General features: G+C 60.0%; 12 protein-coding genes. 9 read left to right on the top strand and 3 right to left on the bottom strand.

Annotated features, from left to right (window positions below; translation table 11 throughout):
* Positions 1–7 precede the first annotated feature (7 nt).
* Both A3EC_RS0107550 and A3EC_RS0107545 read left to right on the top strand, forming a co-directional pair.
* Complete coding sequence (locus tag A3EC_RS0107550) at positions 8–946, top strand: nicotinate-nucleotide--dimethylbenzimidazole phosphoribosyltransferase (protein ID WP_169331400.1); 939 nt, start codon at positions 8–10, stop codon at positions 944–946.
* A 77-nt stretch (positions 947–1,023) separates the two neighbouring features.
* A complete protein-coding gene (locus A3EC_RS0107545) occupies positions 1,024–1,359 on the top strand; it encodes a hypothetical protein (RefSeq protein ID WP_018024572.1) in 336 nt (111 codons plus the stop codon).
* A gap of 110 nt (positions 1,360–1,469) precedes the next feature.
* Here A3EC_RS0107545 and A3EC_RS0107540 read toward each other — a convergent pair whose 3' ends face one another.
* Positions 1,470–2,585, bottom strand: a complete 1,116-nt coding sequence (locus A3EC_RS0107540; RefSeq protein ID WP_026162301.1) for a branched-chain amino acid aminotransferase — start codon at positions 2,583–2,585, stop codon at positions 1,470–1,472.
* A gap of 104 nt (positions 2,586–2,689) precedes the next feature.
* Here A3EC_RS0107540 and A3EC_RS0107535 point away from each other — a divergent pair, with 104 nt between their 5' ends.
* Positions 2,690–4,192, top strand: a complete 1,503-nt coding sequence (locus A3EC_RS0107535) for a leucyl aminopeptidase (protein WP_018024570.1) — start codon at positions 2,690–2,692, stop codon at positions 4,190–4,192.
* Positions 4,193–4,205: 13 nt separating this feature from the next.
* On the opposite strand, the gene A3EC_RS11775 is transcribed toward A3EC_RS0107535, so the two are convergent.
* On the bottom strand, positions 4,206–4,682 hold the full coding sequence (locus A3EC_RS11775; protein ID WP_018024569.1) for a hypothetical protein: 477 nt from the start codon (positions 4,680–4,682) through the stop codon (positions 4,206–4,208).
* A gap of 150 nt (positions 4,683–4,832) precedes the next feature.
* Here A3EC_RS11775 and sucB point away from each other — a divergent pair, with 150 nt between their 5' ends.
* The 5 genes from sucB to A3EC_RS0107505 all read left to right on the top strand — a co-directional run bounded on the left by sucB (position 4,833) and on the right by A3EC_RS0107505 (position 11,373).
* Positions 4,833–6,914 (top strand): 2-oxoglutarate dehydrogenase, E2 component, dihydrolipoamide succinyltransferase, encoded by a 2,082-nt coding sequence (sucB, locus tag A3EC_RS0107525; protein WP_018024568.1) that lies wholly within the window; start codon positions 4,833–4,835, stop codon positions 6,912–6,914.
* A gap of 136 nt (positions 6,915–7,050) precedes the next feature.
* Complete coding sequence (lipB, locus tag A3EC_RS0107520; protein WP_018024567.1) at positions 7,051–7,746, top strand: lipoyl(octanoyl) transferase LipB; 696 nt, start codon at positions 7,051–7,053, stop codon at positions 7,744–7,746.
* A gap of 28 nt (positions 7,747–7,774) precedes the next feature.
* Positions 7,775–8,815: a lipoyl synthase gene (gene lipA / locus A3EC_RS0107515; protein ID WP_018024566.1), complete on the top strand. Its 1,041-nt coding sequence runs from the start codon at positions 7,775–7,777 to the stop codon at positions 8,813–8,815.
* 58 nt (positions 8,816–8,873) lie between these two features.
* The gene (locus A3EC_RS0107510) at positions 8,874–9,650 is read left to right on the top strand and encodes a DUF4191 domain-containing protein (protein ID WP_018024565.1); all 777 of its coding nucleotides are present in this window, start codon (positions 8,874–8,876) and stop codon (positions 9,648–9,650) included.
* Between the two features lie 103 nt (positions 9,651–9,753).
* On the top strand, positions 9,754–11,373 hold the full coding sequence (locus A3EC_RS0107505; protein WP_018024564.1) for an aspartate:alanine exchanger family transporter: 1,620 nt from the start codon (positions 9,754–9,756) through the stop codon (positions 11,371–11,373).
* A gap of 30 nt (positions 11,374–11,403) precedes the next feature.
* On the opposite strand, the gene A3EC_RS0107500 is transcribed toward A3EC_RS0107505, so the two are convergent.
* The gene (locus A3EC_RS0107500) at positions 11,404–11,925 is read right to left on the bottom strand and encodes an RDD family protein (protein ID WP_018024563.1); all 522 of its coding nucleotides are present in this window, start codon (positions 11,923–11,925) and stop codon (positions 11,404–11,406) included.
* Between the two features lie 142 nt (positions 11,926–12,067).
* Between A3EC_RS0107500 and glnA the strand changes: the two genes are divergently transcribed.
* Positions 12,068–13,507, top strand: coding sequence for a type I glutamate--ammonia ligase (gene glnA / locus A3EC_RS0107495; RefSeq protein ID WP_018024562.1), 1,440 nt, complete (start codon positions 12,068–12,070; stop codon positions 13,505–13,507).
* Positions 13,508–13,642: the final 135 nt, after the last annotated feature.

Here is a 13,642-nt window from a genome sequence, read left to right as displayed (position 1 = left end):
CTTGCGCATGACCGGCGTGACCCCCTCCGCACTGACTTCCCCATCGGAGCCAATCCGCGAGCAAGCCTTAGCTTCCCTACCTGCATCTTTAGGGTCGCTCCGCGAACTTGCCGCGTGGGTCGCCGCCTGCCAGGGAGTATTCCCGCCGCGGCCACTGGCGCAATGCGACATCCTTGCGGTGTCCTCCGCCCCGGACCCAGTACTTAGTGACGGATTGGAACCACTATCGGTCGCTGCGGACGCATCCGGCGCTCAGGTGCGCCGCATTGCTGTGGGTGAGGCGACTGAACCGATGACTGGTCTGCAGCTGACCCAAGCTATGAATGCGGGCACAACCGCGGTACAAAACGCGGTCGCTGAAGGCGCCGACTGTCTAGTGGTAGCTGGCGGTACGTCGACCAGCGAGATTGCGGCGCTTGCGATTATTGGCGTACTTACCCGCACCGAGCCGGTGCTGCTCGTGGACAGTCCAGCTGATGTCGATGTTGATGAATGGAAACGCAGCACCGTCGCCACTCGAAATGCAATGTTCCACGGACGCCGACTGCGGCATGACCCACTGGGTTTGCTGCGAACTATCGGCACCCCAGATATCGCGGCGCTGACCGCCATGTTGATGGAAGCGGCCACTACCCGCACCCCGCTGCTCCTTGATGGCCCAGTGACGGTGGCGGCGGCGATGCTGGCGCATGAGCTGGAACCGAAAACGAAAGCCTGGTGGCGGGCGGGCAGCTCTTCCGCGCACCGAGCACAGCGGGTTGCACTAGACCAGTTGGAGCTGCAGCCGGTGCTGGATCTGGCAAGCAGCGGCAGCGAGGGCGTCGGGGCGACGGTGGCATTGCAGTTGGTGAAAACAGCAGTGGCGCTATGTGGCCAGCCGGCTGAACCACAGGGCGAAGAGCTTGCCGACGATTTGACTGCAGCGCCGGATGCTGCAGATTCTTAACCAGCGCAAACTAGGTTTGCGGATTAAACTAATGCTGGTACCTGCAGTTTTGCCCGTTGAAAGGCGCAGTAACAGCCATGAACCAGACCCCATTCGAACCGACTGCCGACGAAACGCCACAACCAAAGAAGCGTGGATTTACTCCAGCTGACGATGACGACCACCCAACCTCCAACCCGACGGCCTACAAGTACGCCGATGCGAAGAAGCGTGGTTTCACCGCAGCTGACGACGACGATGATCCAACATCGAACCCAACGGCGTACAAGGAATACAAGCCTGAAGGCGATGCCTCGGAATACCCAAATGAAGAAGGCAGCAATGTGCTGCAGGCTGCAACCGAAAAGCTGCAGTCGTTCGTTTCGGGTGCCCACAATAAGTTCACGTCGGAACCAGGCGCCACTGATAAGTAGTGCTCGTGAGCAGTATTAAATAAGGAAACGCGCCGCTATCGTCGAAAAGCACAATCGACAACAGCGGGGCGCAACCTTTTGTGGGGCCGGAACCCCACACCAGCGCTGGTTTACTTCGCTGCGGTGAGCTGGAAAGTCCAGCCGTGCTTGTCCTCCACGATGCCGCGCTGAATACCAGTGAGGGTCTCGCGCAGCTTCACGGTCCACTGCCCTGGCTTTTCGTCATTAATGGCGAAGCTGCCACCATCCCACTTCAGCTGGCCAACTGGGGTGATGACCGCGGCAGTACCGCAGGCGAAAGTCTCGGTCATCTTGCCGGCAGCCACATCATCGCGCCATTCCTGCCAGGTGATGCGGCGCTCTTCAATCTTCATGCCGAGGTCCTGCGCAACCTGCAGCAAGCTGTCACGGGTGATGCCCGGCAGCAGTGAGCCAGACAGCGATGGGGTGACCAGGGTGATGTCGGAGGCGTCATCGGAATTGCCGTAGACGAAGAACAGGTTCATCCCGCCCATCTCTTCGATGTGTTCGCGGTCCACCGCATCCAGCCACACAATCTGGTCGCAACCATTAGCGCGAGCTTCGGCATCGGCAACCAAAGACGCTGCGTAGTTACCGGCGCACTTGGCAGCGCCGGTACCACCTGGGGCGGCGCGGACGTACTCCTGGCCCAGCCACACCGACACGGTCTTGTTGGAGGCGAAGTAGTTGCCAGCTGGCGAAGCAATGAGCAGGTAGGTGTAGGTATCCGATGCGGAAATACCCAGGCCAACCTCGCGGGCAATCATGAATGGACGCAGGTAGAGGGATGCCTCGGAGCCGGCGGCCGGCACCCACTTTTCGTCAACGGCAAGTAGCTGCTTGAGCGACTCTTCGAAAAGTTCCACTGGCAGTTGCGCCATGGCCAAGCGTTCTGCCGAACGCTGGAAACGTTCCGCGTTAGCGCCCGGGCGGAAGGTTGCGACGGAACCATCTGGGTGGCGGTAGGCCTTGATGCCTTCGAAAATCGCCTGGCCGTAGTGGAAGACCATCGATGCTGGGTCCATGCTCAGCGGACCGTATGGCACCACCGCGGCGTCGTGCCAGCCTTGGCCTTCGGTGTACTGGATGGTGACCATGTGGTCGGTGAAGTAGTCACCGAAGCCGGGGTTGCTAAGAATCTCGGCGCGTTTCGCGTCGGAAACCGGGTTGGGATTGGGGGTGACGGAAAAATCGAGAGTAGCCATGGTAGGCAGCTTAGTTGACGCGCCCGACACCATGACTCATTCGCCACGGCTAGGGTAAAAAATGAACAACTGGTTTTAGTTTTCACCTAGAAAGGACTATTGACGTGACAGTAGCTAAGCTACTTCCGGCCATTGGCCACATTCCAGCCTTCGAATTGGCTACCGCCCTGCCGGAGGACGTAGACGTGCTCGTGGTACCGGTTTTCACTGGTGAGGACGGTTTGGAACTGCCAACCGACAGTTTGACCGCCGACGTTGCCGAACCACTGCTCGCAGCCCTGGAACTGGTCGGCGCGACCGGTGCACACGGCGAGCTGACCCGCGTACCAGCACCGCAGGCCATCGAAGCAGCGTCCGTGCTGGCAGTTGGTTTGGGCGACAGCGACGAAACCACCGCTGACCAGGTCCGTCAGGCCTGCGGAACTGCTGCCCGCGCCCTAACCGGCGTGGAACACGCTGCCACCACCGTGGGAGTTTTCGGCCTAGCTGAATCAATCGAAGGTTTCGGCCTGGGCGGCTACAGCTACCGCGGTCTGAAGTCCGACGAGGTGCCAGCGAATAAGCAGCCACTGGGCAAGCTGACCGTTGTCGGCGGCGATGACGCACAGGCTGACTTTGACCGCGCTGTGGCCACTGTCTCTGCTGTGGCGCTGGCCCGCGACTTGGTCAACACGCCGTCGTCGCACCTCTACCCGGCACGTTTTGCGGAGGTCGCTGCCTCCGTTGCGGATGCCAGTGGGTTGAGCACCGAAGTGCTGCGTGACGACGAATTGGCCGAGAGCGGCTACGGCGGTCTGACGGCCGTCGGCGGTGGTTCGGCTCGCGGCCCACGTCTGGTGCGGATGCACTACCGCGGTAAGCCAGACTCCGATGCTGTGGATGTGGCATTGGTCGGCAAGGGCATCACTTTCGACACCGGCGGAATTAGCCTGAAGCCACCAGCCCACATGGAAAACATGATTTCCGATATGGGTGGCGCCGCGTCGATTATTGCCTCGATGCAGCTGGTTGCAGCTCTGCAGCTGCCACTGAATGTCACGGCGACCATCCCAATGGCAGAAAACATGCCATCGGCAACCTCCTACCGTCCGGGCGATGTGATCACCCAGTACGGTGGCAAGACCTGCGAAGTGCTGAACACCGATGCGGAAGGCCGACTGGTACTGGCCGATGCGATTGTTCGCGCTTGTGAAGACAACCCGAGCTACCTGATCGACACCGCTACCCTGACCGGCGCGCAGATTGTGGCGCTGGGTAACCGCACCTCTGGTGTTATGGGCACTGATGAGTTCCGCGACCAGGTCGCTGAAGCTGGCCAGGCTGTCGGCGAAGACGCATGGGCTGTGCCAATCCCAGCAGAGCTGGCCGAGGGGTTGAAGACTCCAGTGGCTGATATCCGGAACGTGTCTAATGACCGCGCTGGCGGCATGATGGTTGCGGCGGCATACCTGCGCGAATTCGTCGGCGACGATGTCCAGTGGGCGCACGTCGATATCGCTGGCCCGTCCTACAACACGTCCAAGCCGTGGGGATACACCCCAGCGAAGGCGTCCGGTGTGCCAGTGCGCACCATTGCGAAGGTATTGACGGACCTAGCGGAGCAGTAGCCGGGAGGCCGAACTAGTTTCCAGGCTTATCGTCGAGGTCTGATTCGAGTTCCGACTCCAGTTCGGAGAGCAGGCGTTGTGCGGCGCGTTCTTTGCGTCGCTGCGCCTGCTCTTCGCGTTTGCGCATCTTGGTGTCGTGTTCGATCCGGTCGCGCATCCGCTGCGGATATCCGGCATCTTCGACGAAGAAGGTTGGTACTGCCAGCAGATGCTGGACGTCCGCAATTCCCTTTGGCCCGCCGATGCGCCTCCGAGTCCAGTCCCCCGTTTCGTCAACAAGCACTACGGACATCTCATTCACCAACGTTTCCGGCTCAATGTAGGCCTCAACCATGGCGCGCTCGGCGGCCCAAGCGGTCAGGTAGGCGCGGTCTTCGGCTCGGATGGTACCGTCGGGGCTGCGGGGCGCCCGAGGGACGCGACCTTTCCGACCGGTCAGACCTCCGCCGCCGGTTGATCCTTTTTTGCCTCGTCCAAACAGCTTCCACACGCGATCGAGTGTAGCGAAGCCCCCGGTGAAGATGATTTGTTGCCTAAACGCAATGATTTGGGGGGGGAGACAACAGCATTGCCGTGTGGGACGCGGTAGTGTCGTAGGTAACGATTTCTCTCATTATTCAACTGTCTAGGAGTCAATCACATGGCGATCTCCGTTGAGATGCCCGAACTGGGCGAATCTGTCACCGAGGGCACTATTACCACCTGGCTTAAGGAAGTCGGCGACAAGATCGAGGTAGACGAGCCGCTGCTCGAAGTGTCCACCGACAAGGTAGATACTGAGATCCCATCCCCAGTCGCAGGTGTGCTGCTGGAAATCAAGGCGGAAGTTGACGACACCGTCGACGTCGGTGCAGTCATCGCAGTCATTGGCGAAGAGGGCGAAGAACCAGCAGGCGACTCCGGTGACGACAAGGCAGAAGATGAAGCTGCCGAAGAAGAGCTGGAAGAAGAAGCTAAGGATGAGCCAAAGGCTGAGGCCAAGCAGGAATCCAAGCCTACTGCTTCCGGCGACGCCACCGATGTGGAAATGCCAGAACTCGGCGAATCCGTCACCGAAGGCACCATCACCACCTGGCTGAAGGAAGTCGGCGACACCGTCGAGGTCGACGAACCACTGCTGGAAGTATCCACCGACAAGGTCGACACCGAAATCCCATCTCCAGTAGCTGGCACCCTGGTAGAAATCCTGGCTGAAGTAGACGACACCGTCGACGTCGGCGCAGTCATCGCCCGCATTGGCGACGCAGACGCAGCCCCATCCGAAGCACCAGCCAAGGAAGAACCACAGGCAGAAGAAAAGGCTGAGCCTAAGGCTGAAAAGAAGGAAGAGCCAAAGGCTGAGGCCAAGCAGGAATCCAAGCCTACTGCTTCCGGCGACGCCACCGACGTGGAAATGCCAGAACTCGGCGAATCCGTCACCGAAGGCACCATCACCACCTGGCTGAAGGAAGTCGGCGACACCGTCGAGGTCGACGAACCACTGCTGGAAGTATCCACCGACAAGGTCGACACCGAAATCCCATCTCCAGTAGCTGGCACCCTGGTAGAAATCCTGGCTGAAGTAGACGACACCGTCGACGTCGGCGCAGTCATCGCCCGCATTGGCGACGCAGACGCAGCCCCATCCGAAGCACCAGCCAAGGAAGAACCACAGGCAGAAGAAAAGGCTGAACCTAAGGCCGAAAAGAAGGAAGAGCCGAAGGAAGAGCCGAAGGCTGCTCCAAAGGCTGAAGCTAAGGAAGAGCCAAAGGCAGACAAGTCGGAGCCAGTGAACACCGGCGACAACCTGCCGTACGTCACCCCGCTGGTGCGCAAGCTCGCTGAGAAGCACGGCGTTGACCTGTCCAAGGTCACCGGCACCGGCATCGGCGGCCGCATCCGCAAGCAGGATGTCATGGCTGCAGCTAAGGGCGAATCTGGCACCGGCCCAATGGCCGAGCCACAGGCAGAGAAGGCTGCCGACAAGCCTGCCCTGCCAGGTGTGCGCCCAGAGCTCGCAGAGCTGCGCGGCACCACTCAGAAGGTCAACCGCATCCGCAAGGTCACCGCTGCGAAGACCCGCGAAGCGCTGCAGACCTCTGCACAGCTGACCCAGGTCCACGAAGTCGACATGACCACCGTGTGGGAACTGCGCGGCAAGGTCAAGCAGAACTTCCAGGACAAGCACGGCGTGAAGCTGACCTTCCTGCCATTCTTCGTCAAGGCCATCATCGAAGCACTGGTGCTGCACCCGAACGTCAACGCGTCCATCGACGAAGACAAGGGCGAAATCACCTACCACGAGGACGTCAACCTGGCGATTGCTGTGGACACCGAACGCGGTCTGCTGACCCCAGTCATCCACAAGGCACAGGACAAGTCCATTGCGGAACTGGCTCAGGAAATCGACGAGCTGGCAACACGCGCCCGTGACAACAAGCTGAAGCCAAACGACCTGTTTGGTGCCACCTTCACCGTCACCAACCTGGGCTCCAACGGTGCACTGTTCGACACCCCAATCCTGACTCCACCACAGTCCGGCATCCTGGGTACCGGCATCATCGAGAAGCGTCCAGTGGTCACTGGCCGTGGCGACGATGCTGCTATCGCTATCCGCGACATGGCTTACCTGGCACTGACCTACGACCACCGCCTGGTCGACGGCGCAGATGCAGGTCGCTTCCTGACCACCATCCGGGCTCGCCTGGAGCAGGTCGCCTTCGACGACGAACTGGGACTGTAAACCCGGTTAGCGCGCACTAGGCACCGCGTTTAGCTGCCCTGGTCTCCCGCCACGAAAGTGGTTGGGCACCAGGGCAGTTTTTTGTTTCTTCGACCAAAGTGATCGCTTATTCAGCAACAGCGCTAGCCTGGATAGCATGCAATCCGGTCAATCTATCCGCGCCAGCTACCCCACCCCTGTCGAAGTCCACGACCTCGGCACTGTCGACTACACCGACACATGGCATCTGCAGGCAGACCTCGCGAACCAACGCGCCGACGACGCCATTGGCGACCGCCTGCTGCTGCTGGAACACCCATCGACCTACACCGCCGGCAAACGCACCCAACCCGAAGACCGCCCCACCAACGGTCTGCCGGTTGTCGATGTTGACCGCGGCGGCCGCATCACTTGGCACGGACCGGGCCAACTAGTCGGCTACCCCATCATCAAACTGGCTGACCCCATCGACGTCATTGACTACGTTCGCCGCATTGAAGATGCGCTCATTAAAGTATGTCGCGACCTTGGCCTGCCTGCTGACCGTGTCGACGGCCGCTCCGGAGTGTGGCTGCCTGCCGGCTGGTTCGATGGCACCCCAAAACCAGAACGCAAAATCGCCGCCATTGGGTTGCGCATCACTCGCGGTGTTGCCATGCACGGCTTCGCCCTGAACTGCGACAACACCTTGGAGTACTACGACCACATTGTTCCGTGCGGGATTGCCGATGCCGGCACCACCACGCTGTCCGAAGAGCTCGGCCGCGATGTGACGGTGAAAGAGATGGAAAATCCCGTGGTCGACGCGTTATTTGCTGCACTTGACGGCAGCATAAACGTCGAAAAGCACTGATTCTTACTTTCCGAGTAGGGTATTGACTATGACTATCGCACCTGAAGGACGCAAGCTGCTGCGAGTCGAGGCGCGCAATGCGGAAACCCCGATTGAGCATAAGCCGAAGTGGATTCGCACCACCGCCAAAGTTGGTCCGGAATACCGCGCGATGAAACAGCGCGTGTCCGGCGCCAGCCTGCACACGGTGTGCCAAGAGGCCGGATGCCCAAATATGCACGAATGCTGGGAGGACCGCGAGGCGACCTTCCTTGTCGGTGGTGACGAATGCACCCGCCGCTGCGACTTCTGCCAGATTGCTACCGGTAAGCCAACCGCCTTGGACCGCGACGAACCACGACGTGTCGCCGAGTCGGTGCAGGAAATGGGGCTGCGCTACGCCACCGTCACTGGTGTCGCCCGCGATGACCTGCCCGATGGCGCCTCTTGGATTTACGCTGAAACGTGCCGCCAAATTCACCAGCTCAACCCACACACTGGTGTGGAACTGCTGGTGGATGACTTCCGCGGCGACCCGGATGCCCTACAGGCCGTCTTCGATTCCAAGCCGGAAGTGTTCGCGCACAATGTTGAGACGGTTCCGCGTATTTTCAAGCGCATCCGCCCAGCGTTCCGCTACGACCGCTCCCTGGAAGTCATTTCTGCCGCCCAAAAAGCAGGCTTGTTGACGAAATCGAACCTGATTCTCGGGATGGGTGAAACCAAGGAAGAAATCCTGGACACCATGCGTGACCTGCATGACGCAGGCACCGACATTTTGACGATCACGCAGTACCTGCGGCCGTCGAACCTGCACCACCCGATTGACCGGTGGGTGCGTCCGGAAGAGTTCGTGGAACTGTCCGATGCGGCCTACGAGATTGGGTTTAGCGGTGTTATGGCTGGCCCACTGGTGCGCTCGTCCTACCGTGCGGGTCGCCTGTACGCGCAGACCATGAAGGCAAAGGGCCGTGAGCTGCCGGAGAACCTGGCACACCTCGGTGAAGCTGACCAGGGCTCGACGGCGCAGGAAGCGAAGTCACTGCTGGAAAAGTATGGCCAGTCGGTGGAAACCCCGGTGGCACGTTAACTGGCGCACACTAAGGCAAATGCACGCCTTGTCTGAGCAATAGCCTATTCTTAACCCTATGGCGAAGGATCAGGATAAGACTCAGAAGAAGGCCGAGCGCGCAGCGAAGAAGGCACAGCGTAAGCAAACGCGCGGTCAGTTTGTGCAGGCATTTAATATGCAGCGCAAGCGGGACAAGATGTTGATCCCGATTATGGTGGCCGCGGTGCTGGTGCCCGCACTGCTGTTCTTCCTGCTGGGGCTGATTTGGAATATTCAGTGGTTCCTGCTGCCGGTGGGTGTTGCGGTGGGTCTGCTGCTGGCGATGTGGCTGTTTACCTCCCGCCTGAAGAACTCCATGTATGACGAGATCGGTGACCAGCCAGGTGCCGGTGCGTGGACCTTGGAGCAGCTCGCTGACCGTAAGGTGCCAGGCATGTACTGGGCTTATGAAGCTGCGGTGGCATCGAACCAGAATATGGACGCGGTGCACCGCCTAGTGGGTAACCCTGGTGTGGTGCTGGTGGCTGAGGGCGATTTGTCCCGCACCAAGCCCATGATGCGTCAGACGAAGCAGAAGATGAGCCGAATTGCTGGTACCGCCCCAATTTACGAATTCTTCGTCGGTGAGGGCGAAGGTCAGGTGCCGGCGAAGCACCTACAGCGCGAAATTACGAAGCTGCCACGCAATATGGACAAGGGCCAGGCGCAAGCACTGGCGAACCGGATTGAGTCGATGGACCAGCTGCGGCGCCGCGCTGGCCTGCCGGGTGGTCCGCTGCCGAAGAATCCACAGAATATGGGCGGTATGAACCGTCGTGCGCGCCGCGCTTCTGAACGCGGGAAGAAGAACTAAGACAGCCTTCCCCGCCACGTGAGGCTCACTTGCCTCACTTAGCCGCTGCTGACCCACTTTTGGGCTAGTAGCGGCTTTCTTATTCTCGTGCGATCATGGAGGAGTGCAAATTCTTGTTGACACTCCCCTGTTAGCCTTATTGGTCATCATGGCCGTCGGTATGGTCCTCGGCCAAATCAAAATCGGCGGCTTTAAGCTGGGCGTCGCCGCGGTGCTATTCGTCGGCCTTGGGTTGGCGACCCTGGAACCGGCAATTGAACTGCCGCACATTGTGTACATCATTGGCCTTGCCATCTTCGTGTACACCATTGGGCTGGAATCGGGCCCAGGCTTCTTCCGGTCGCTGAAGTCCACCGGCATCAAACACAACATTTTCGGTTTGCTGATGCTCTCCGCGCTGGCAGGACTCGGCTTCCTCGTCATCACCGCCACCGGCATCAACCGCCCAGAAGGCGCCGGTATGTTCACCGGTGCGCTGACCAACACCCCGGCGCTGTCCGCGGTGGTTGAGTCCCTACCTGGGCTTTTTGACGATCCGGAGGCCCTGTCTAAAGCGCAGCAGATGCCGGTGATTGGCTACTCGCTGGCCTACCCGATTGGTGTGCTGGCAGTCATTTTGGTGATTGCCGTGATGAACAAGATTTTCAAAGTCGACCACGACAAAGAAGCACTTGAAGCCGGAGTGGCGTCGCTACCGCTGTCGACGCAGCGGATTCGGGTGGACCGCGATGATTTGCCGGTTGTGTCGGAGCTGCCACATCAGCTCGGGTTGGACATCACCATCAGCCGAATTGAACACCACGGCCGCCTATTCGTGCCAGAACTTGGCGATGAAATCGAACGCGGCGATGTACTGGCCGTGGTCGGCACCGATGAGGAAATCGATCATGCTGCTGAGCAGATCGGTGAGCTGCTCGCCGGTGACCCAACTGAAGATGCCCGGCTAGAGTTCCGCCGCATTTTCGTGTCGAACCCGGATGTGGTCGGCATTCCGCTGCAGCAGCTGTACCAGCGCCACCCGGGCATGGTGATTACGCGTATCCGTCGCGGTGACCGCGATGAGGTTGCTTCCCCAGAAATGACGCTACGGCTCGGTGACCGTGTGCGTGTCGTGGTTCGTCAAGGACAGCTACCGGAAGTATCCGCGTTCTTCGGTGACTCCTACAAGCGCCTAGCGGACGTGAACCTGGCGACTTTCATTTTGGGCATGGCCATCGGTGTGCTGATCGGCATGATTGAAATCCCAATGCCTGGCGGCACCGCACTGAAGCTGGGTTCCGCTGGTGGTCCGCTGGTCGTGGCGCTGATTCTGGGCGCGTTGGGTCGCACGGGCCCAGTGGTGTGGCAGATGCCGTATTCGGCGAACCTGGCGTTCCGCGAACTTGGGTTGGCGCTCTTCCTGGCTGGTATTGGTACCACTGCCGGTGCAGGCTTTAAAGCCGCGCTGTCTGACCCGGAGTCCCTGACCGTGCTGGGCCTAGCCGCAGTTATCGCAGTGGCCTCCGCATTCCTCACCCTGTTTATTGGCCACAAGGTCCTGAAGATTCCGTTTGGTCAGGTTTCCGGCATTTTGGCTGGCCTGCAAACCCACCCAGCGGTACTGACCTTCGTCAACGACACCTCGAAAAATGAGCTGCCAAGTATTGGCTACACCACGGTGTACCCGATGGCGATGATTGCGAAAATCATCCTCGCGCAGCTACTCATCGTGGCGCTGATCTAGCCGCGACAGCGCAGGTTGGACCGCGGCTTGTTAGCCTCGGATCACGGCAGTGTTCGTGATGCGGTCATGTAGGCCGCGGGCGTCAGAGTCTTGGATAACCGGCGGGAAGAGGCACGCCGTCAAAATGCTCCGTAGAAACGCCCGCCACAGCCCGACGCCGACGCCCGGTTCGTCAATACGCGCAACGCCCATACCCAATGCGGCTTGACCGGGGGTGCGGCCCATTGCCCACACGGACACCGTCCCCACCAGCACAAAGACGACGATCGCCCACGATGAGGCGAAGGAACCCCATGTGGTCAGCGGGCTCAGGCCCAGCGCTTCCATTTCTTCCGGGGTGTGACCAAAGAACGGGAAGAGAACCGCGGCGATACCGAGGCTGATGATCCAGTCGATGGCGAGGCCGCCGACGCGGCGGAGCACCGTGACAATGGAACCGGGGCCGCGCTGCGGAAGGCCCAGAGTTTGGCCGGGGTAGTTATCCGGGCGGTTCGGATCGGTGTTTTGCCCGGGGATTTGCGGCCCATCAAGCCAGCTGCTCTTTTGACTCATGCGTCTAGCCTAATGCGGCGGCGGCGCGCAACCGCAACGGGTGTTGGCGCAAAGCCGTAACGGGTGTACACCTGCTGCTGCAGTTTTCGTTACAATTGATCGGTAGCACTACTCATTTGTCATCGAAATACCGGGAGAAACCGTGGGATTCGAAACCCCAGAGCAAATCGAAAAGTACATCAAGGACGAAAACATTGAATTCGTGGACGTCCGATTCACCGATTTGCCAGGACGGGAACACCACATCACCATTCCAGCGTCCATGTTCGACGAGGATGCGATGCAGGAAGGCCTCGCATTCGATGGTTCGTCCATCAAGGGCTTCACCACCATCGAAGAGTCCGACATGAACCTGCTGCCGGACCTGTCGACCGCCATGGTGGACCCGTTCCGCAAGGCCAAGACGCTGAACCTGAAGTTCTTCGTCCACGACCCGTTCACCTACGAGCCGTTCTCCCGCGACCCACGCAACGTCGCCCGCAAGGCTGAGGAATACCTGCAGTCCACCGGCATTGCCGACACCTGCTTCTTCGGTGCAGAAGCTGAATTCTTCGTCTTCGACGAGGTGCAGTACGGCTCCCGCATGGACCACAGCTTCTTCAAAGTCGACTCCAACGGCGCATGGTGGAACAGCGACAAGGAATTTGAGCTCGACGGTGAGCAGCGTAACCGTGGCTACAAGGTTCGTCCGAAGGGCGGCTACTTCCCAGTAGCGCCATACGACCACCTGCAGGGCCTGCGCGATGAAATGTGCCAGGAGCTCGCCGGAGCAGGATTCGCCCTGGAACGCGCCCACTCTGAGGTCGGTGCCGGTGGTCAGCAGGAGATTAACTACCGCTTCAACACCCTGCTTGCTGCAGCCGATGACCTGCAGAACTTCAAGTACATCGTGAAGAATGTGGCATGGCGCAACGGCAAGTCCGCCACCTTCATGGCTAAGCCGCTGGTCGGTGAGGCTGGTTCCGGTATGCACGCGCACCAGTCACTGTGGAAGGACGGCGAACCACTCTTCCACGACGAAGCTGGCTACGGCGGCCTGTCGGATGTGGCGCGCTGGTACATCGGCGGCATCCTGGAGCACGCCGGCGCAGTGTTGGCATTCACCAACCCAACGCTGAACTCTTACCGCCGTCTGATTAAGGGCTACGAAGCACCGATTAACCTCGTGTACTCGCAGCGTAACCGCTCCGCTGCGGTGCGTATTCCTATCACCGGTTCTAACCCGAAGGCTAAGCGCATTGAGTTCCGTGCGCCGGACCCAACGGGTAACCCATACCTGGGCTTCGCCGCCATGATGATGGCTGGCTTGGACGGTGTGAAGAACCGCATCGAGCCACTGGCGCCGATTGATAAGGACCTGTACGAACTGCCACCAGAGGAAGCTGAAGGCATCCCATCGGCACCGGTCACCCTGGATGAGGCACTGCACGCGCTGGAGGAAGACAATGACTTCCTGCAGGAAGGCGGCGTCTTCACCGAGGACCTGCTGGACACTTACCTGAAGTACAAGTGGGACAACGAAATCGCGCCGGTGCGTGAGCGCCCTACCCCACTGGAGTTTGAGCTGTACTACGACTGCTAAGTCGTGATGGCTGCTTGTCGGTGACGCCCGCCGACGGGGTGGGCGATGGCACCCGGCCAAGTAATGGTGCCAGGCCAGTGATTGTCCGTGCGACAGTCATTGGCCATTTTTTATTGCTTGTTGCTGTTATGGCTC

Source organism: Corynebacterium ulceribovis DSM 45146 (assembly GCF_000372445.1).
In the GTDB taxonomy this organism is placed as follows: domain Bacteria; phylum Actinomycetota; class Actinomycetes; order Mycobacteriales; family Mycobacteriaceae; genus Corynebacterium; species Corynebacterium ulceribovis.
Note: the sequence above shows the minus strand (reverse complement) of the source record. Positions and strands in the feature narration are given on the sequence as shown.